Genomic DNA, 18,336 nt, shown 5'->3' with positions numbered 1-18,336 from the left:
GGAACCCCTAACGTCAGAACGGGGGAAAGCGATGTATCGCGTGATCGGCAGCGGCAACAGCCGCGCGCGCAGGGTTCTGTGGATGCTGGAGGAGCTGGGCCTGCCCTATGAGCATGTGCCCGCGCCGCCGCGTTCGGACGATGTTGTCGCGCTGAACCCCAACGGAAAGGTGCCCGTACTGATCGCCGACGGGGTGCCGATCACCGATTCGACGGCGATCCTGACCTTCCTGTCCGACCGGCATGGCCGGCTGACCTTTCCCGCGGGCACGATCGACCGCGCCCGGCAGGACAGCCTGACCCAGTTCCTGCTGGACGAGTTCGATTCGGCGCTGTGGATGGCGGCGCGGCACAGTTTCGTCCTGCCCGAGGCGCTGCGGCAATCGGCGATCAAGGACAGCCTGAAATGGGAATTCGGCCGCAGCCAGAAGGTGCTGGCGGACCGGATGGGCGACGGGCCGTTCCTGATGGGCGCCGAGATGACGGTGCCCGACATCATCCTGACCCATTGCGGCGACTGGGCCGAAACGGCCTGTTTCCCGATCACCGAACCGGTGCTGTCCGACTACCTGGGCCGGATGCGCGCGCGCCCGGCCTATCGCCGCGCTCAGGCCGCCTGAAGCCTGCGCGCCGCGGCCTGACCGGCCCAGCGCCCGGTCGCCAGGCACGCGGTGATCAGATAGCCGCCTGTAGGCGCCTCCCAGTCCAGCATCTCGCCCGCGAGGAATGTGCCCGGCCGCGCGGTCAGCATCAGGCCGGCATCGACCGCGTCCCAACGCACGCCGCCCGCGGTCGAGATCGCCTCGTCCAGCGGGCGGGGGCCGGAATGGGCGATGGGCAGCGCCTTGACCAGCGCGGCAAGGTCCGCCCCTTCGGGCAGGGGGCGGCCGAATTCCATCAACAGCGCCAGGCGCGCGGGGTCCAGCCCCAGCGCCTTGCGCAGGTGGTTCGTCAGGCTGGCCTTGCCGCGCGGGCGGGCAAGGCGCGCGACGACCTTGTCCAGCGGCCAGTCGGGCAACAGGTCGGCCATGAGGGGGGCGCCCTCGCGCAAGGGGCGCGACAGGGCATAGATGCCGCCGCCCTCCAGCCCCTTGGCCGAGATCACGAATTCCCCCCGGTGCCATGGCCCGTCACCCGCCCGCAGCGCCACGCCCTTGACCGGCTGGCCGAACTGGCGGGCCATGGGCGCGGACCACTCGACCGCCAGCCCGGCATTCGCAGGCGCGAAGGGCGCAAGCGGCACGCCCGCCCCGGAAAGCGCCCCGGTCCAGCGCCCATCAGAGCCCAACCTTGCCCAACTCGCCCCCCCGAGCGCCAGGATCGTGACCCCGGGCCGCACCGCGCGCGCCCCCTCCGGCGTGTCGAACCTGACCGCGCCGCCGTCCCAGCCGGTCCAACGCCAGCCCGGGCGCAGCGTCGCGCCATACCCGTCGAGCCGCCGCAACCACGCCCGCAACAACGGCGAGGCCTTCATCGCCCGGGGGAACACCCGGCCTGTGCTACCGGTGAACACCGGCTGGCCCAGCCCCTCGGCCCAGGCGCAGACGTCATCGGGGCCGAACGCCGCCAGCATCGGGCGCAGGCGGTGGGCGGCCTCGGCATAGGCGGAAAGAAAACTGTCGAACGGTTCGGCCTTGGTCAGGTTCAGCCCCGACTTGCCCGCCATCAGGAACTTGCGCGCGGGGCTGGGCTTGGCCTCGGCGATGACGGCCGGAATGCCCGCCGCACCCAGCGCCTCGGCCGCCATGAGGCCCGCGGGCCCCGCCCCGATCACCAATGCCCCGATCCGTTCCATGCGCCCCTTGCCCGATTGCGGCCCGCGCCCCATCCTTGCGGGCATGACCGACATGCCGATCTGCCCGCTCTGCGACCGCCCCATCCCGCCGGAGGCGAAACAGAGCCTGCACCATCTGACGCCCAAGCTGCGCGGTGGCAAGGGCGGGCCGACCGTGCGGCTGCACCAGATCTGCGGGCTTATGTAGGAAACGCACCATCGGCGACATGCTGGTTGACACAAGCATCGCGCGGAAAGTAGTCACTCGCTACGCATTGAAAAGCGGTGACGCCGTGAACAAATCTGCAACACTGGCCGCCGTTGCCGCGGCATTGGTGGGCGTCGTTAACCTAGTCTTATTTGCCGTTTGGTGGAATATGATCGAGGTGACGGCAGAGATGCCGCCAAGTGAGCGCGGCTACACAATCGAAACTCTTGCCTTAAATGTCACGTTCCTAGAGATCGTGATCGCGCTTTCTGGCTTTGTTCTCGCCGCTCTCGGCATATTCGGATATGTTGAGATCAAGGCGACCGCTGTGGAGAAGGCCGTCGCGGCAGCCGAAAAAGAGGCCCGGGAAGAGGCTAACCAGCAGATGATTAAGTTCCGCCGGGAAATGGAGGCGCGTAGACGAGACGGAAGCGGCCTGACTGAAACGACGGGCGACTACACCCCCGCCCCAGAGGTTGGCGGTGTGAAGGTCACGCCTGCCGGGGGAGGAGAATGAAAATGCTTACGCTTGCAGAAAAGCTTGAGATTGTTCGGAGGCATCAAACCGCGCCGATTGCCCCGCCTGTGCAGACCGTTCCGATTGCAGAAGATCTCGGGCTTAAGGTTTATCATGTGCAAGGTTGGCCTGACGATCTTTCTGGAAAGATCGTTCGGGACGAGGTTCGCGGTGGAGACTCCGGTTTTGCCATCTTCGTGAACGGCACTCACCACGTCAATCGTCGCCGCTTCACGACCGCACATGAGTGCGCACACTTCATCTTGCACGAAGACAGCATTGGTGACGGTATCGCTGATGATGCGCTCTATCGCAGCATGTTGAGCAACAAGATGGAAGCCGAGGCGAACCGCATGGCGGCTGATATATTAATGCCTTGGCATCTTCTGAATCGAGAAATCGACGCGGGCGATACTTCTGTGGAATCGTTGGCCCATAAGTTTCAGGTTTCTCCGAGCGCCATGTCGATCCGGCTTGGGGTTCCGTACTGAGGTTGATGGCCTCAGTCTAGAGCAAGTCTATTCACCCCAACTGCCGCCAAACACTCCAGCAAAAACGCCGCGCTGAACTTCCCGCGTGACAGCTTATTCCTGATATTGGCTTCCTTGTCACCGATCCGCTCGGCCAGTTGGGCGTATGTCACCCCCTGGCGCTTCAACTCGGCTTTCAGGAGGTTCGCCGCCTTGGCTTCCCACTCGGACTGCTCCGCCATGTATCACCTGCAAGGCTAAAAGTATCATATTTGATACTTATGCCCTTGTAATGGATACGTCAACGTACTATATGAGATGCATAGGCATCGGATACAGTACAAATGGCCCAGCACTTCCTTCTTTCCGCGGCGTCCCGCACCCTCAGCATTCGCCAAATCTACAAGGCGGGCGAGAAAACCGCTTACGACACATTCTGCAAGATGCGCTGGCCCGAGACGGACGGCGAGGCGATCTGCCCGCGCTGCGGCTGCTGCGAAACCTACAGCATCACCACCCGCCGGAAGTTCAAGTGCAAGGGCTGCCATCACCAGTTCTCGGTCACGTCCGGCACGATCTTCGCCTCGCGCAAGATGGACTTTGTGGACCTGCTGGCGGCGATCTGCATCATCGTGAACGCTTCCAAGGGCGTTTCCATGATCCAACTGTCCCGTGATCTGGATTGCCAATACAAGACCGCCTTCGTTCTGGCGCACAAGCTGCGCGAGGCCATGGCGCAGGAGGTCCACACGGGCGAAGTGCTGGACGGGCACGTTGAAATCGACGGGGCCTATTTTGGCGGTCACATTCGCCCCGAGAACCGCAAGGAAAACCGGAAAGACCGTCGCCTGAAAGCGCACCAGACCGGCAAGCGCCGCGTCGTGATCGTGATGCGCGAGCGCAAGGGCCGGGCGCTGCCCTTCGTCGCCAAGGTCGAGGCCGAAGGCGTCGATCTGGCGAAAGAGCATGTGTGCCGCACCGCCACCATGTCGGCCGACGAAGCGTCCCATTGGGACTTGCTGCACATGGGCTGGCAGGTGGATCGCGTGAACCACTCGCTGAGCTACAGCGACCACGGCAAGCATACCAACATGGCCGAAAGCTACTTCTCCCGCCTGCGCCGCATGGTCGACGGCCAGCACCACCACGTCAGCCCGCAATATCTCTACCAGTATGCGAACCACGCCGCGTGGCTGGAAGACAAGCGCCGGGTCAGCAACGGCGGGCTGGCCATGACGCTGGCGGCGAACGCGATGGGCGCGCCGGTCAGCGCGAATTGGAAAGGCTACTGGCAGAGGGCGGCATGACCAAGAAAGAGCACATCCGCCTCGGCCGCGTGACCGAAACCAGCATTCGCAACGCCCTTCTCTACATCCGGGCCGAGTGCCTGCGGGATGGCGCTGAGGGCCTGGAGCATGTGGACGCCTTGCTTCGGCTGCGGGGGCATGATCCCGAGGCGTTCGGGTTTGCCGAGAAACGTCCAAAAGCCTTCAAGAAGGGCGAACTGCGCCGCTTGATTGTTAAAGCGCTAAGAGAAGGCCCGAAGACCGGAAAGGAGATCGCTGAAGCGGTGAGATCACATCATGGCGGGCTTACCGAAGTGCAGGCATACCGTAAGGTATACTCAGCTCTTGACGGCATGAAGAAACGAGGCGTCGTGATCCACTTGAGCCCAGATTGGAGGCTGGCTAGCGACTAAACCTGTGGAAAAGACGCTCTGGAGCGTGTTAGCAAACTGTGTATTCGCGAAAATCGCGAGTCTGTTCAATGGGTTACGTAACCTGTTGGAATATCAACAAGAATCGCACGCAGGCCCGTTGACGCAAGCCGCGAGAGAGCCTAAAGTCAAACCATGCAATTTGGCCGCTGACCAGTGCATAAGCCATGTGTGACACGGTGATATTCTGCCGGCCGTAGCACCACTCGCGGGTGGGAGCGCTTTGTGGGGTTCCAGGCAGGCCCCACCACATGGCTGCACTCAGTACCATCCATCACGAATTCTGGTCCCCTTTCGGAGCATCGCACGAGTTTGCCGTGAGGTCATACGGTGAAGCGTCTTCACATAAGTGCGCCTTCGATCAACCGTCACTTTGACAACCGATTTGAACGTGATGCCGTCGATCTCACAGGTTGCTATAGCATGGGCGGGCCTGTCGTCGGCGAGCCACACACCAGCGCTCAGGATTTCCGGAAGCGACATAAGTTGCTGGCTCCCAATGTGGTCCCCATGCTTTTGAACAATGTGCCGTATCGATTGATCAGACAAGAAAATGGTCTCGCGCGAGCAACCCAAGTACCGACGCACCTCAATTGGAAGTATGCCAACCTCAAGTTCAGGCCGCCGACCCGCAGACAACTCCACTAAGTCCGCTTCTTTGATTTTAATGAGATTCTGAATCTTCATCTCAAATGGCTATCAAGGAAGAGATTTAGCGTCGATAATTTCGACTGCTCTTTTGGTGCGCTTGCTACATAAGCCCGCAGATCTGCCACAATGAAATCCACGCAACGCTCAGCGAAAGCGAACTCGCGCGCAGCTATAACACGATCGCGGCGCTGCGGGGGCATCCGCGCCTGGCAAAGTTCATCGCCTGGGTGGCCAGGCGGCCGCCGGGGTTCCACTCGAAAACGCCGGGCGCACGGCGCAAACGCTAAGGCCTCCGCCCTCGTCTCGCCTCCCCCTTCTTCTGGCGCGAAATATCCCGGGGGGAGTCCGAAGGACGGGGGGCAGAGCCCCCCCTTTGCCGCGGCTTCAGGCGTCCCGGCCCGCGCACAGGGCCTTGATCGCCGATCGATGTTCCGGCGTTGCCGCCAGAACGTCGGCCACCAGATCGTCCACCGCGGCCGAAAGCGCCTCGCCCGGCACGACGCGGTCCACCAGCCCGAAGGCCAGCGCCTCGTCGGCGGTGAGGCGCGCGCCGCCCATCAGCAACAGCTTGGCGCGCGCGGGTCCGACCAACGCGGCCAGCCGGCCCGGATCGGAGGGTTGCGGCAGGAAGCCGAGCTTCATCACGGGGTAGAAGAATTTCGCCTCCGGCACCGACAGCCGCAGATCGCAGGCCAGCGCCATGCCGAAGGCGCCGCCCGCCAGCGTGCCGTTCAGCGCCGCCACCGTCAGCGCGTCCAGCGCCGCGATCCGGCCCGAGACGCGTTCCCAGACGGGATCGGTGGCAAGCCCCGCTTTCGCCTCGTCCAGATCGGCGCCGGCACTGAACACCTTGCCCGTGCCGGTCAGAACCAGCGCGGCGATGCCCGCGCCCGCCGCCTCGGCCAGGATGTCGTCGAGATCGCCCAGCATCGCGCGGGTCAGCGAATTGGCCTTGTCGGGCCGGGTCAGGGTCACGTTCCAGCGCGCGCCGGCCTTGTCCAGCGCGATCACGAGGGCAGCCCCACCCGCCGCCGGATCGCGCGTTCGCGCAGCGACACCTCCTGGCCCAGGAATTCGTCGGCATCGGCCGTGCACATCCAGACCAGCGCGCGCGCGGGCCAGGCGGGGGGGATGTGCTCGGACCAGTCCAGCCGGCTGACGGGGTTCACGCCGCTGTCCTTGACCGTCTTTTGCATGTCGGTCGCGACCGTGCCGGGCGACAGGCCGATCGCGCGGATGCCCTGCGCGCGGCCTTCCGCGTCGGCGCAGCGGGTCAGCATCGCGGCGCCCGCCTTGGACGTGCAATAGGCGCTCCAGCCTTCCATCGCGCTATGGGCGGCGCCGGAACTGATGGTCAGGATGGTGCCGCCGCCCATCGCGGCCATCACGGGCATCGCCGCGCGAAAGCCGTGGAAAACGCCCTTCAGGTTTATGTCCAGCGCGGTCGACCACTCGGCCGGGTCGACGTCCTGCAGCCGGGCGATGGGTTCGATCACGGCGGCGTTGTTCACCAGCACGTCGATCTGGCCGAATGCCTTGACCACGCCGCGCACCGCGTCCGAGACCTGCGCGAAATCGGCCACGTCGCAGGGCAGCGCGATGGCCTTGCCGCCGATTTCGCGCGCGATGGTCGTGATCGCTGTCTCGCTGCGGGCGGCCAGCGCCACATGCGCCCCCGCCTCGGCAAAGGCACGTGCCGCCGCCGCGCCGATGCCGCGGCTCGCCCCCGTGATCAGGACGCTTTTGCCCGCCAGTTCACCCATCTTGCCGCCTCCTCGCTCGACCGCGCCTTCGGGGTTCTTTCCTAGCCCAGCCATCCGTTGCAGGCCAGCGCAACGTGGCGTTGACTCCCCCGGGGCTTGGGCCGAAGCTGCGCCCAAACATCCGGCCATGAAGGGGTTTCCCATGTCGTTCCGCAATTCGGCCTCTGCCGGGGCCATTTTCGCCGCGCTGGTGCTGGCCGGGCCGGCCTGGGCCGACCTGACCGCCGAAGAGGTCTGGGCCGCGTGGAAGGCCGTGGCCGAGGGGGCGGGCCAGACGATCAGCGCGACCGAGACCCGTTCGGGCGACACCCTGACAATCAGCGACCTGACCGTGACCGCCGCGATGCCCGAGGGCAGCGCCGTGGCCCGCCAGGACGGCGCCATCGCGTTCCGGGACCGCGGCGACGGGTCGGTCGAGGTCACGCTGCCCGGCAGGTTCGGGATCGCGATGGACGTCCGGCCCGACGAGGGCCCGCAGGTGCAGGCCGACATGACGGTCGCCCAGGACGGGTTCTCGATGGTTGCCAGCGGCACGCCCGACGCGATCACCTATGACATGTCGGCCGCCGAGATCACGCTGACGCTTGATCGGGCCGTGGCCGATGGCGCGCCGGTGGATGCGCGCGCGGTGTCGGGGATGACCGGCATGAACGGGCGCTATACCGTGGCCCGCGGCGAGACCACCCGTGTCGAGGGCGAGATCACCGCCGAGGGGGCACGGTTCGACGTGGCCGTCAATGCGCCAGAGGACAATGTCAGCCTCCGCTACGCGGGCGAGGTGAGCGACCTTGCCGGCACCTCGACGGCGGTGACGGTGCCGGGGATGGACACCACGCAGTTGGGGGCGATGCTGGAGGCGGGATTCGCGTCCGAGGGCCGCGTGACCCATGGCGGGTTCGCCTATGCAATGTCGGTTGCGGACGGGGGCGGGGCGACGGATGTCGCGGCCAGCTTTGACGGCGGGTCGATCGATTTCGCGCTGGCGGGCGACGGGATGGTCTATGACCTGCGGTCCGATGCGGGGCAGATCACGGTCAGCGGCGCGGCCGTGCCGCTGCCGCAGCTGGACCTGGCATTTGCCGAAAGCGCGTTCCGGCTGCGGCTGCCGCTGGTCGAGACCGAGGAGCCCGCCGATTTCCAGCTGTTGACGCGGACCGAGGGTCTGACGGTCAGCGACGGTATCTGGGCGATGCTGGATCCGGCGGGGCAATTGCCGCGCGACCCGGCGACGCTGGTGCTGGACCTGGGCGGCAAGGCGCGCTGGCTGGTAGATATCACCGACCCCGAGACGATGGCGGGCGCCTCGCCCGAGGCGCCGCCCGCCGAATTGCACGAGCTGAACGTCAAGGATTTGCAACTGAGCCTTGCCGGGGCGGAACTGACCGGCAACGGGGCCTTTGTCTTTGACAATTCCGACAAGACGACGTTCGGCGGCGTGCCGAAACCCACCGGGGGCGTCGCGCTGAAGCTGACCGGGGCGAACACGCTGCTGGACCGGCTGGTGAACATGGGGCTGATCCCGGCGGACCAGGCGACGGGGATGCGGATGATGCTGGGCATGTTCGCCCGGCCCTCGGGCGAGGGCGACACGCTGACCTCGGAAATCGAGGTCACGCCCGAGGGGCAGGTTCTGGCGAACGGGCAGCGGCTGCGCTGATCGGGGGCGGGCGCAGGCTTGCACCCGCGGCGCGGGCGGCCTACCTGATCGGCAGTCCCATGCCGGAGGCCCCATGCCCGACACGCTTGAAACGCTGACCCAGGCCCTGCTCGATGCCGCGCGCAAGGCCGGCGCCGAGGCCGCCGACGCGATGGCCGTCGAGGAGGCGTCGCTGGCGATCGACGTGCGCGGCGGGCGGCTGGAACAGGCCGAGCGCGCCGAAAGCACCGAGATCGGGTTGCGGGTGATGATCGGGCGGCGGCAGGCCTGTGTTTCGGCATCCGACACGCGGCCCGCGACGCTGGCCGAAATGGCCGAGCGGGCGGTGGCCATGGCGCGCGAGGCGCCGGAAGACCCGACCGTGGGGCTGGCCGATCCGGGACAACTGGCCCGCGCGCTGGATGCGGCGGCGCTGGAACTGGCCGATCCCGCGCCCGAACCCGACCCCGCCGCGCTGGAAGAGGATGCCCGCCGCGCCGAGGCCGCCGCGCGGGCCGTGCCCGGCATCACCCAGATCGAGTCGGCGGGCGCCGGATACGACCGCCAGAGGCTGCACCTTGCCGCGACGAACGGGTTCTCGGGCGGCTATGCGCGGACCAGCCGGGGCACGTCCTGCGTGGCGATCTGCGGCGAGGGCACGGGGATGGAGCGCGACTGGTGCAGCGAATCGCGCGTGTTCCAGGCCGACCTGCCCAGCCCCGAGGAGATCGGCCGCATCGCCGCCGAGCGCACGGTGGCGCGGGCCAATCCGCGCCGGCCGAAAACCGGCGCCTACCCGGTTCTGTATGACGAACGGGTGGCGGTCTCGCTGATCGGGCACCTGTTGTCGGCGATCAACGGCACCGCCATCGTGCGCGGCGCGTCCTGGGCGCGCGACCTGATGGGTCAGGCCGTGCTGCCCGACGGCGTGTCGCTGATCGCCGAGCCGCACCGGCCACGAATCGCGGGCTCGCGCCCGTTCGACGCCGAGGGGCTGCCGACCGCGCGGCGCGCGCTGGTCGAGGAGGGCGTGTTGCGGGGCTGGGTGCTGGACCTGGCCACCGCGCGCAAGCTGGGGCTGGAAAGCACGGCGAACGCCACGCGCGGGCTGTCGGCGCCGCCGTCGCCGTCCGCCGGGAACGTGACGCTGAGCCCCGGCACACGCAGCCGCGACGACCTGATCGCCGAGATGGGCACGGGGCTTTTGGTGACCTCGATGATCGGCAGCACAATCAACCCGACCACGGGGGATTATTCGCGCGGGGCCTCGGGCTTCTGGGTCGAGAACGGGCAGATCGCCTATCCGGTCAACGAATGCACCATCGCGGGCAGCCTGCCCGAGATGCTGCGCCGGATCGTGCCGGCGAACGACGCGCAAGAGCACAAGGCGCGCCGGGTGCCGAGCCTGCTGGTCGAGGGGCTGACGCTTGCCGGCGAATGACCTGGCGCTGTTGACCGAGGCGGCCGAGGCGGCCGGCCGGATCGCGGAGCGCCACTGGACCCGCAAGCCCAAAACTTGGGACAAGCCCGGCCACCAGGGCCCGGTGACCGAGGCCGACCTGGAAATCGACGCGATGCTGCGCGAGCGGCTGACCGCGGCGCGGCCCGGCTATGGCTGGCTGTCCGAGGAAAGCGAGGACACGCCGGAGCGGCTGGCGGCCGACCGGGTGTTCGTGGTCGATCCGCTGGACGGCACCCGCGCCTTCCTGGAAGGCGACAAGACCTTTGCCCATGCGCTGGCCGTGGCCGAGGCGGGGCGGGTGGTGGCCGCGGTGGTCTACCTGCCGCTGCACGGCAAGCTGTATGCCGCGACGGCGGGGGCGGGGGCCACGCTGAACGGCGCGCCGATCCGGGCCAGCGGGCGGGCGCAACTGGACGGGGCGGCGGTGCTGACCGCCAAGCCCGCGCTGGACCCGCGGCACTGGGACGGGCCGCCGCCGCGGCTGCACCGGTCGCTGCGCGCCTCGCTGGCCTACCGGCTGTGCCTGGTGGCCGAGGGGCGCTATGACGCGATGCTGACGCTGCGCGACAGCTGGGACTGGGACACCGCGGCCGGTAGCCTGATCGCCACCGAGGCGGGCGCGCGGGTCAGCGACCGGGCGGGCGGCGCGCTGGTCTTCAACACCGAGGCGCCAATCTCGCGCGGGGTGATCGCCGCGCCCGCGGACCTGCATGCCGAGGTGATCCGGCGGCTGGCCTGAGTGCCCTTTCGCGGACCCCGGCCTTGGTCTAGGGTGGCGCCGATTTCAATGGCCCAGCCCGGAGGCACAAGATGACCCAGCGCCTGCACCTGGTGTTCGGAGGCGAGCTGGTCGACCCCAGCCGCACGGTGTTCAAGAACGTCGACGACATCCACATGGTCGGGATGTATCCCGATTATGCCAGCGCCTACGATGCCTGGAAGGCCGAGGCCCAGCGCACGGTCGACAACGCGCATATGCGCTATTTCATCGCCCATATCCACCGCTTGCGCGACGAAGAGGCCGAGGCCGGCCCGACCGAAGAACTGGGCAGCTGACGCGGCCGCGATGGAAGGGGGCGCCATGGTCGGGGGACAAGGGGGACCGGGCGGGCGGGCCGCGGGCCCGCTGGTCTGGCTGCACGCGCCGCCCCCCCTGGAACGCGCCGCCGCGGCGGAACTGATCCGTGCGCTGCAGGCGGCCCGGCCCGGCCTGGCCGTCCTGGTGACCGGGGATGCTGCGCCGCCCGACTGGGCCGCCGCCCTTGCCGGTCTGCCGAACCTGCACCTGGACGTCGCGCCCCGCGACACGCCCCGGGCCATTGGCGCCTTTCTGGATGCCTGGCGGCCGGATCTGGGGGTGTTCTATCCCGAGACCCTGCCGATGGGGGCGGCGGCGCAGGCCCATGCCCGGGGCAGCACGCTGTTCCTGATCGCGCGCGAGTTGCCGGAGGCGTGGCGCAGCCGCTGGCGGATTGGGGCCGGGCTGACCCGGCGTGTGCTGCGCCGGTTCGACCGGGTGTTCGCCCAGAACCGGGCCTGCGCCGATCAGATGCGCATGATGGGCGTGTCGTCGGTGCAACTGAGCACTTGCGGCCCGTTGTCCGAGGGCAGCGCCGTCCTGCGGTGCAGCGAGGCCGAGCGCGACGCGCTGGCGCGGCTGATGGGCGGTCGGCCCGCCTGGCTGGCCGCCCAGACCCAGCGCAGCGACGAACCCGTGGTCGTCGCGGCCCATTCCAGGGCGATCCGCATGGCGCACCGGTTGCTGCTGATCGTGGTGCCCGACGATCCCGCCCGGGGCCCGGCGCTGGCCCGCCGGTTGCGGGACGAGGGGTGGGCGGTGTCGCTGCGATCCGAGGACGAGGAACCCGAAACCGAGACGCAGATCTATGTCGCCGATACCGAGGGCGAGATGGGGCTGTGGCTGCGATTGGCACCGGTAAGCTTTCTGGGGGGCACGCTGGTGGGCGATGCCGGGCCCGACCCCTATCACGCCGCCGCGCTGGGCTCGGCCATCGTGCATGGCCCGGCGACCGGTGCGCACCCGGCGCATTACCGCTGGCTGGCCGCGGCTGGCGCGTCGCGGCTGGTGCGTGACCAGCACATGATGGCCGATGCGCTGGCCGACCTGTTGTCGCCCGACCGCGCCGCCGAGATGGCGCGTGCGGCCTGGGAGGTCTCGACCGAGGGCAGCCAGGCCACCGAGCGCGTGGTGCGCCGGATGATCGAGGCGCTGGACCTGGCGGAGGCCGGGTGATGCGGGCGCCTGGTTTCTGGTTCACGCCGCCCGAGCGGCCGGGCATCGTCGCCCGCGCGCTGGCACCGTTGGGCGCGCTTTACGCCAGGGGCACGGCGCGGCGGCTGGCACGGGGTGTGCCGGAACGGGTCGGCGTGCCGGTGATCTGCGTGGGCAACCTGAACGCGGGCGGCACCGGCAAGACGCCCACGGTGATCGCGCTGGCGCTGAAGCTGATGGAGCGGGGCGTGGCGGCCCATGTCGTCAGCCGTGGCCATGGCGGGCGGCTGGAAGGCCCCGTTCGGGTCGAGGAACGGGTGCACAGCGCCGCCGATGTGGGCGACGAGCCGCTGTTGCTGGCCGCGTTCCTGCCCACCTGGGTGGCGCGCGACCGGGCGGCGGGGGCACGCGCGGCTGTGGCCGCAGGCGCGCAGGCGATCCTGATGGATGACGGGTTCCAGAACCCGGCGCTGGCCAAGGATTGTTCCATCGTGGTGGTGGATGCGGCCAAGGGGTTCGGCAACGGGCGGGTGATCCCGGCGGGGCCGTTGCGCGAGCCGGTCGCGGTGGGGCTGGCCCGCGCCGATTTGGTGCTGTCGATCGGGCCACGCCCGGCGCAGCGGCATTTCGCGGCGACCTGGGGGGCGCGTCTGTCGGTGCCGCATGTCACCGGCGCGCTGCGCCCGCTGGAAACCGGGATGGACTGGGCGGGAATGCCGGTGCTGGCCTTCGCGGGGATCGGCCACCCGGAAAAGTTCTTTGCCACGGTCGAGGGGCAGGGGGCGCGGCTGCTGCGGGGCGAGGCGCTGGAGGATCACCAGCCGCTGACGCCCGCGTTGATGGCCCGGCTGGAGAACGAAGCCAGGCTGTTGGGCGCGCAGCTGGTAACCACCGAGAAGGACGCGGTGCGCCTGCCGCCCGCGTTCCGGCAAAAGGTGCTGACCCTGCCGGTGCGGCTGGAACTGGACGATTGGGCCGGGATAGAGACTGTTTTGGACCGGTTGGGTCTTAGCCGCGCCTGAGGCGCGCACGGATCGCGTCCCCATGCTCGTCGAGTTTGGGCGCGGCATGGTCGAGCGCCAGATCGGCCCCCGAGAACCGGATCGGCGTGCGCACGCCCGGCACCCCGTCGCGCATCGCCACCATCCCGCGATGGACGATCTGCGGGTCGGCGAACACCTCGTCCAGGTCGTTGATCGGCCCGGCGGGCACCCCCTGCCCCTCGCAGGCGGCAAGCAGGTCGGCCTTGGCAAAGCCGCGCGTCGCCGCGGTCAGCCGCTCGGTCAGGGCGGCGCGGTTTTCCACCCGGTCGGCATTGGTGGCGAAGGCCGGGTCGTCGGCGAGGCCCGGCAGGCCCAGAAGACCGCACAGCCGGGCGAATTGCGCGTCGTTGCCGACCGCGATGATGATGTGGCCGTCGGCGCAATCGAACACCTGGTAGGGCGCCAGGTTCGGATGCGCGTTGCCCATGCGGGTGGGCGGCACCCCTGTCGTCAGGTGGTTCATCGCCTGGTTGGCGGTGATCGCGGTGGCCACGTCGAACAGCGCCATGTCGATCTGCTGGCCCTTCCCCGTCGTCTGGCGCTGGTGCAGGGCCGCGAGGATCGCTGTGGCGGCATAGATGCCGGTGAAGATGTCGGTGACGGCGACGCCCACCTTTTGCGGCTGGCCGTCCGGTTCGCCGGTGATCGACATCAGCCCCGACATGCCCTGGATGATGAAGTCGTACCCCGCCCGGTGGGCATAGGGGCCGTCCTGCCCGAAGCCGGTGATCGAACAGTAGATCAGCCGCGGATTGAGGCGGGATAGAGACGGGTAATCCAGTCCATACTTGGCCAGACCGCCCAGCTTGAAGTTCTCGATGACCACGTCCGCCCCGGCCACCAGGTCGTGCACCAGCGCCTGGCCCTCGGGCGTGCGGAAATCGCAGGCGATGGATTCCTTGCCGCGGTTGCAGGAATGGAAATAGGCGGCCGAGCGGTCGCCCGGGCGGTCGACGAAGGGCGGGCCCCAGCGGCGGGTGTCGTCGCCCTTGGGGGATTCGACCTTGATGACCTCGGCGCCCAGATCGGCCAGCACCTGGCCCGCCCAGGGGCCGGCCAGGATACGCGCCAGTTCGACGACGCGCAGACCCGCGAGCGGGGTGGCCATCGCGTCAGCCGGCCAGTTTCTCGTCGAGGATCTTTTTCAGGTCGCGGTAGCGCATGTTCTTGTACAACTCGCCGTCGATCAGCATCGAGGGCGTGCCGGTCACGCCCGCCGCCGCCGTCGTCGCTGCCGACTGGTCGCGCAGCGCGGTGGCCAGCGCTGCGTCGCTGAGGCAGGTTTCCATCTCGGCCTCGCCCAGACCCGCGGCCCGCCCGATCTGGCGCAGGTTCTCGGCGGTCTTGGCGGGATCTTTCGCGTCGATCCAGTCCTTCTGCTTTTCATACAGGACCGAGACGATCCCGAAGAACCGCATCTCGCCGCCGCAGCGCGCCAGAAGCCCCGCCCAGATCGCGTAGGGATCCCAGTAGACCTCGCGATAGGTGAAATGGACCTTGCCGGTGTCGATGTAGTCGGCCTTGAGCCGCTTGAACACGTCCTCGTGGAAATTGCCGCAATGGCCGCAGGTGAAGGAGGCGAATTCCTCGAGCTTGATCGGCGCGTCGGGGTCGCCCAGCGTGAAGGATTCGACCTGCGGCACCTCTTGCGCCTGCGCGGCCGCGACCGGGGTCAGGCCCACGTTGGGCTGCGAGGTCATCCAGTACCCGCCGAGAGCGGCGAGCGCGACGAGGCCGAGCGAGATCGAAAGACTGCGGATCATGGAAGGGGTCTCCCTAGCGTTTCGGGCGGGATAGGACGTTTTGGCCAAGTGCCGCAAGGGCCGCGCGCAGGCCCTCGTCCTGCACCGGGGCGGACAGGTCGGCGGCGCGTGCGGCCGTCGCCGGGTCGGCGGTGGCCTTGGCCGGTTTCGTTGCGTGGGCAAAGCTGGCCTGCCCCTCGGCGAAGCCGGTGGGCGCGGTCTGGGTCAGGCGGATGCGCGAGATCGCGGAATAGCCATAGCAGGCGTTCACCTTGTCGCGGATCGCCTCTTTCTGCATCTCCAGCATGGGCGCGTTGGCCCCCGTTGTCAGCAGGGTCAGCGTCGCGCCGAACCCCTCGCGGCCGTATTTCACGTCGACGGGATGGGCGATGCGGGCGATGTCCTGGCCCACGATCTCGGTCCAGTGGGTCAGGACCTTGGCCACGGCGAATCCGCGCGACTCGCCCGCGCGGCGGATGCGCTGCGCCAAAAGCCGCGAGGCGGGTTCGAAGCCCCGCATCCGCCGGCCGTGGCTGTTGCCCGCGTTGGCCATGCCCGTTGTCGTCCTGCCTGTGCTTTCGCTTGCCTGCCCCTAGTTTAGGCGGCAGGACGGCGGGCAGCCAGACAAATGACCAGCGGGGGGCCATAAAGATTGCGTGACGCGGAATTGAGCCGGGTTCTGCTGAACTGGTACGAAACCCATGCGCGCGACCTGCCGTGGCGGGTGGGGCCTGCGGCGCGGGCGGCGGGGATGGTGCCCGATCTCTATGCGGTCTGGCTGTCCGAGGTGATGCTGCAGCAGACCACCGTGGCCGCGGTGCGCGACTATTTCCACCGGTTCACGGCGCGCTGGCCCGATGTGGCGGCGCTGGCCTCGGCCGAGGATGGTGACGTGATGGGCGAATGGGCGGGGCTGGGCTATTACGCCCGGGCGCGCAACCTTTTGAAATGCGCGCGCGCGGTGGCGGGGGACCATGGCGGGCGGTTCCCCGACACGCGCGAGGGGCTGCAGGCGCTGCCCGGCATCGGCCCCTATACCGCCGCCGCCATCGCGGCGATCGCCTTCGACCGGGCGGAAACCGTGGTGGACGGCAATGTGGAACGGGTGATGGCGCGTTTGTTCGCCGTCGAAACGCCGCTGCCCACGGCCAAGCCCGAACTGACCGCGCTGGCCGCCCGGCTGACGCCGAACGAACGGCCCGGGTGCCATGCGCAGGCGGTGATGGATCTGGGCGCTACGATCTGCACCCCGAAAAGCCCCGCCTGCGGCATCTGCCCCTGGATGGGGGCCTGCGCGGCGCGGGCGCAGGGGATCGCCGCCGACCTTCCCCGCAAGCTGCCGAAAAAGCCCAAGCCCACGCGGCTGGGCCTGGCCTATATCGGCCGGCGTGCCGATGGCGCCTGGCTGCTGGAACGCCGCCCCGAGCGTGGGCTGCTGGGCGGCATGCTGGGCTGGCCCAGCACCGAATGGGCCGAAACAGAGCCTGTTTCCGCCCCCCCCGCCGCCGCCGACTGGCGCCCGCTGGGGGCCGAGGTGCGCCACACCTTCACCCATTTCCACCTGCGCCTGGGCGTGATGGTGGCCGACCTGCCCGGGGGCTGCACCCCTGCGCGGGGCGCCTTCGTCGACCGCCACGCATTCCGCCCCTCGGACCTGCCCACGGTGATGCGCAAGGCCTTCGACCTGGCGCGCGGCGCCTTCGCGGCGGATTGAGCCCGGGCCACGCTTCGCGCTATACCCTTGTCGCAAGGGGCGCGCGCAACCCTGGGACGATGCCATGACCGACACCCCCCCGATTTCCCGCCTGCGCGCCGCGCTGCCCTTCTGGATGTCGCTGGGGATGATCCCGCTGGCGATCCTCGGCGCGGTCCAGGGCGGCTGGACGCTGGCGCTCTTGCCGCTGTACGGCTGGGTCTCGGTCACGCTGCTGGATGCGCTGCTGGGCCGGAACGAGCGCAACCCCGACCCCGAAACCCCCGAGGCCGACCTGTTCTGGCACCGGCTGATCACCCTGGTCTGGTTCCCGATCCAGCTGGCGACGATCCTGGGGATGGTCTGGTGGGTCACCCATACCGATCACCTGTCGGCAGGCGAAACGGTGGCGCTGTTCTTCGGGGTGGGCGTGATCTCGGGGACGGTGGGGATCGTCTATGCCCATGAATTGCTGCACCAGCGCACGCGGTTGGAACGCTGGCTGGGCGACCTGCTGCTGGCCACGGTGCTGTACAGCCATTTCCGCACCGAACACCTGCTGGTCCACCACCCCCATGTGGGCACGCCGCGCGACGGCGTGACCGCGCGCTATAACGAGGGGTTCCACCGCTATTTCTGGCGCGTGCTGACCACCGGGCTGCCATCGGCCTGGCGGGCGGAGCGGCTGAAACTCGCCCGCGCCGGGCGCCCCGTCTGGCACGCCACCAATCCGTTCTGGCGCTATGCCGCGCTGCAACTGGGCATGGTCGCGCTGGTGCTGTGGATCGGCGGGTTGGCCGGGCTTGCGCTGTTCGCCTTCCAGGCCTTCGTCGCGATCTGGCAACTGGAGCTGACCAATTACGTCGAACATTACGGCCTGACCCGGCGGCACCTGGGCGAAGGGAAATACGAACATGTCCAGCCGCACCACAGCTGGAACGCCGCCCATACGGCGTCGAACTGGCTGCTGATCAACCTGCAGCGCCATTCCGACCACCACACCAAGCCGCAGCGCCGCTTCCCGCTGCTGCAGACCTATCCCGAGGGCGAGGCGCCGCAACTGCCGCTGGGCTACCCGGCGATGACGGCGCTGGCGATGATCCCGCCGCTGTGGCGGCGGCGGATGAACCCGCGGGTGCGCGCCTGGCGGCGGCGATACTACCCCGATATCACCGACTGGACGCCCTATCGAAAGGCCAGCCTGCCCTGGCCCGCGGGCAGTTGACGGCCCCATCGCATTTCCGGTCTTTCTTCTGGCGAAAATATCCTGGGGGTCCGGGGGCAAAGCCCCCGGCCGGGGGGGGGGGGGGCGGGGCCCCCCCCCCCCCCCCCGCTCCGGGAAGCCCCCCGGGCCCCCCCCCCCAAAACACCCCCCACCCCGGCGGGGCCCCCGCAAACACCGACAAACCCCCCCCGCGCAGCGCCGAG

General features: G+C 68.7%; 20 protein-coding genes and 2 pseudogenes. 15 read left to right on the top strand and 7 right to left on the bottom strand.

What is annotated here, in order from left to right:
- Nucleotides 1-31 precede the first annotated feature (31 nt).
- Nucleotides 32-619 (top strand): glutathione S-transferase family protein, encoded by a 588-nt coding sequence (locus EV662_RS12650; protein WP_132462956.1) that lies wholly within the window; start codon nt 32-34, stop codon nt 617-619.
- Here the strand turns inward: EV662_RS12650 and EV662_RS12645 are convergent.
- On the bottom strand, nt 607-1,839 hold the full coding sequence (locus EV662_RS12645; protein WP_243695854.1) for a TIGR03862 family flavoprotein: 1,233 nt from the start codon (nt 1,837-1,839) through the stop codon (nt 607-609). The genes EV662_RS12650 and EV662_RS12645 overlap by 13 nt on opposite strands.
- On the opposite strand from EV662_RS12645, the pseudogene EV662_RS12640 reads away from it, so the two are divergent.
- From EV662_RS12640 to EV662_RS12630, 3 genes and pseudogenes are all read left to right on the top strand, one after another.
- A pseudogene (locus EV662_RS12640) lies at nt 1,838-1,969 on the top strand (HNH endonuclease); the annotation flags it as partial. The gene EV662_RS12645 and the pseudogene EV662_RS12640 sit on opposite strands and share 2 nt — an antisense overlap.
- A gap of 31 nt (nt 1,970-2,000) precedes the next feature.
- Nucleotides 2,001-2,498, top strand: coding sequence for a hypothetical protein (locus EV662_RS12635; RefSeq protein WP_132462950.1), 498 nt, complete (start codon nt 2,001-2,003; stop codon nt 2,496-2,498).
- Between the two features lie 2 nt (nt 2,499-2,500).
- A complete protein-coding gene (locus EV662_RS12630; RefSeq protein ID WP_132462947.1) occupies nt 2,501-2,989 on the top strand; it encodes an ImmA/IrrE family metallo-endopeptidase in 489 nt (162 codons plus the stop codon).
- Nucleotides 2,990-3,000: 11 nt separating this feature from the next.
- Here EV662_RS12630 and EV662_RS12625 read toward each other — a convergent pair whose 3' ends face one another.
- On the bottom strand, nt 3,001-3,210 hold the full coding sequence (locus tag EV662_RS12625) for a DUF6471 domain-containing protein (RefSeq protein ID WP_132462944.1): 210 nt from the start codon (nt 3,208-3,210) through the stop codon (nt 3,001-3,003).
- A 102-nt stretch (nt 3,211-3,312) separates the two neighbouring features.
- Between EV662_RS12625 and EV662_RS12620 the strand changes: the two genes are divergently transcribed.
- The 3 genes and pseudogenes from EV662_RS12620 to EV662_RS19905 all read left to right on the top strand — a co-directional run.
- The gene (locus EV662_RS12620) at nt 3,313-4,275 is read left to right on the top strand and encodes an IS1595 family transposase (RefSeq protein ID WP_132462941.1); all 963 of its coding nucleotides are present in this window, start codon (nt 3,313-3,315) and stop codon (nt 4,273-4,275) included.
- On the top strand, nt 4,272-4,667 hold the full coding sequence (locus EV662_RS12615) for a hypothetical protein (protein ID WP_132462938.1): 396 nt from the start codon (nt 4,272-4,274) through the stop codon (nt 4,665-4,667). Before EV662_RS12620 ends, EV662_RS12615 begins: the two co-directional genes overlap by 4 nt.
- Nucleotides 4,668-5,449: 782 nt before the next feature.
- A pseudogene (locus EV662_RS19905) lies at nt 5,450-5,623 on the top strand (HNH endonuclease); the annotation flags it as partial.
- Nucleotides 5,624-5,720: 97 nt separating this feature from the next.
- On the opposite strand, the gene EV662_RS12605 reads toward EV662_RS19905, so the two are convergent.
- Nucleotides 5,721-6,347 (bottom strand): enoyl-CoA hydratase/isomerase family protein, encoded by a 627-nt coding sequence (locus EV662_RS12605; protein ID WP_132462935.1) that lies wholly within the window; start codon nt 6,345-6,347, stop codon nt 5,721-5,723.
- Nucleotides 6,344-7,099, bottom strand: a complete 756-nt coding sequence (locus EV662_RS12600; RefSeq protein ID WP_132462932.1) for an SDR family oxidoreductase — start codon at nt 7,097-7,099, stop codon at nt 6,344-6,346. The genes EV662_RS12605 and EV662_RS12600 overlap by 4 nt, the downstream gene beginning before the upstream one ends.
- A gap of 142 nt (nt 7,100-7,241) precedes the next feature.
- Here EV662_RS12600 and EV662_RS12595 point away from each other — a divergent pair, with 142 nt between their 5' ends.
- From EV662_RS12595 to lpxK, 6 genes are all read left to right on the top strand, one after another.
- Nucleotides 7,242-8,756, top strand: coding sequence for a DUF2125 domain-containing protein (locus EV662_RS12595; protein WP_132462929.1), 1,515 nt, complete (start codon nt 7,242-7,244; stop codon nt 8,754-8,756).
- Between the two features lie 73 nt (nt 8,757-8,829).
- A complete protein-coding gene (locus EV662_RS12590; RefSeq protein ID WP_132462926.1) occupies nt 8,830-10,176 on the top strand; it encodes a TldD/PmbA family protein in 1,347 nt (448 codons plus the stop codon).
- Nucleotides 10,163-10,936 (top strand): 3'(2'),5'-bisphosphate nucleotidase CysQ, encoded by a 774-nt coding sequence (locus EV662_RS12585; RefSeq protein WP_132462923.1) that lies wholly within the window; start codon nt 10,163-10,165, stop codon nt 10,934-10,936. Before EV662_RS12590 ends, EV662_RS12585 begins: the two co-directional genes overlap by 14 nt.
- A gap of 71 nt (nt 10,937-11,007) precedes the next feature.
- A complete protein-coding gene (locus EV662_RS12580) occupies nt 11,008-11,253 on the top strand; it encodes a DUF4170 domain-containing protein (protein ID WP_132462920.1) in 246 nt (81 codons plus the stop codon).
- A gap of 25 nt (nt 11,254-11,278) precedes the next feature.
- Nucleotides 11,279-12,451, top strand: coding sequence for a 3-deoxy-D-manno-octulosonic acid transferase (locus EV662_RS12575; RefSeq protein ID WP_165915590.1), 1,173 nt, complete (start codon nt 11,279-11,281; stop codon nt 12,449-12,451).
- Nucleotides 12,451-13,452 carry a tetraacyldisaccharide 4'-kinase gene (gene lpxK / locus EV662_RS12570; protein ID WP_132462914.1) on the top strand — a complete coding sequence of 334 codons (1,002 nt, stop codon included), beginning with the start codon at nt 12,451-12,453 and terminating at the stop codon, nt 13,450-13,452. The genes EV662_RS12575 and lpxK overlap by 1 nt, the downstream gene beginning before the upstream one ends.
- Here lpxK and EV662_RS12565 read toward each other — a convergent pair.
- Genes EV662_RS12565 through EV662_RS12555 form a run of 3 tightly spaced genes read right to left on the bottom strand, consistent with a single transcriptional unit; the run spans nt 13,439 to nt 15,768 of the window.
- Nucleotides 13,439-14,581, bottom strand: coding sequence for a CaiB/BaiF CoA transferase family protein (locus EV662_RS12565; RefSeq protein ID WP_132462911.1), 1,143 nt, complete (start codon nt 14,579-14,581; stop codon nt 13,439-13,441). The genes lpxK and EV662_RS12565 overlap by 14 nt on opposite strands.
- A gap of 4 nt (nt 14,582-14,585) precedes the next feature.
- Nucleotides 14,586-15,236: a thioredoxin domain-containing protein gene (locus tag EV662_RS12560; RefSeq protein WP_132462908.1), complete on the bottom strand. Its 651-nt coding sequence runs from the start codon at nt 15,234-15,236 to the stop codon at nt 14,586-14,588.
- 13 nt (nt 15,237-15,249) lie between these two features.
- Entirely contained in the window at nt 15,250-15,768 is a 519-nt protein-coding gene (locus EV662_RS12555; RefSeq protein ID WP_132462905.1) for a DUF721 domain-containing protein, read from the bottom strand.
- Nucleotides 15,769-15,867: 99 nt separating this feature from the next.
- Between EV662_RS12555 and mutY the strand changes: the two genes are divergently transcribed.
- Both mutY and EV662_RS12545 read left to right on the top strand, forming a co-directional pair.
- Nucleotides 15,868-16,929, top strand: a complete 1,062-nt coding sequence (gene mutY, locus EV662_RS12550; protein WP_132462902.1) for an A/G-specific adenine glycosylase — start codon at nt 15,868-15,870, stop codon at nt 16,927-16,929.
- A 64-nt stretch (nt 16,930-16,993) separates the two neighbouring features.
- On the top strand, nt 16,994-18,133 hold the full coding sequence (locus tag EV662_RS12545; protein WP_132462899.1) for an alkane 1-monooxygenase: 1,140 nt from the start codon (nt 16,994-16,996) through the stop codon (nt 18,131-18,133).
- Nucleotides 18,134-18,336: the final 203 nt, after the last annotated feature.

The sequence above is a fragment of the Rhodovulum marinum genome (assembly GCF_004343075.1).
Lineage (GTDB): Bacteria > Pseudomonadota > Alphaproteobacteria > Rhodobacterales > Rhodobacteraceae > Rhodovulum > Rhodovulum marinum.
This window is presented reverse-complemented; position numbering and strand designations above follow the sequence as displayed.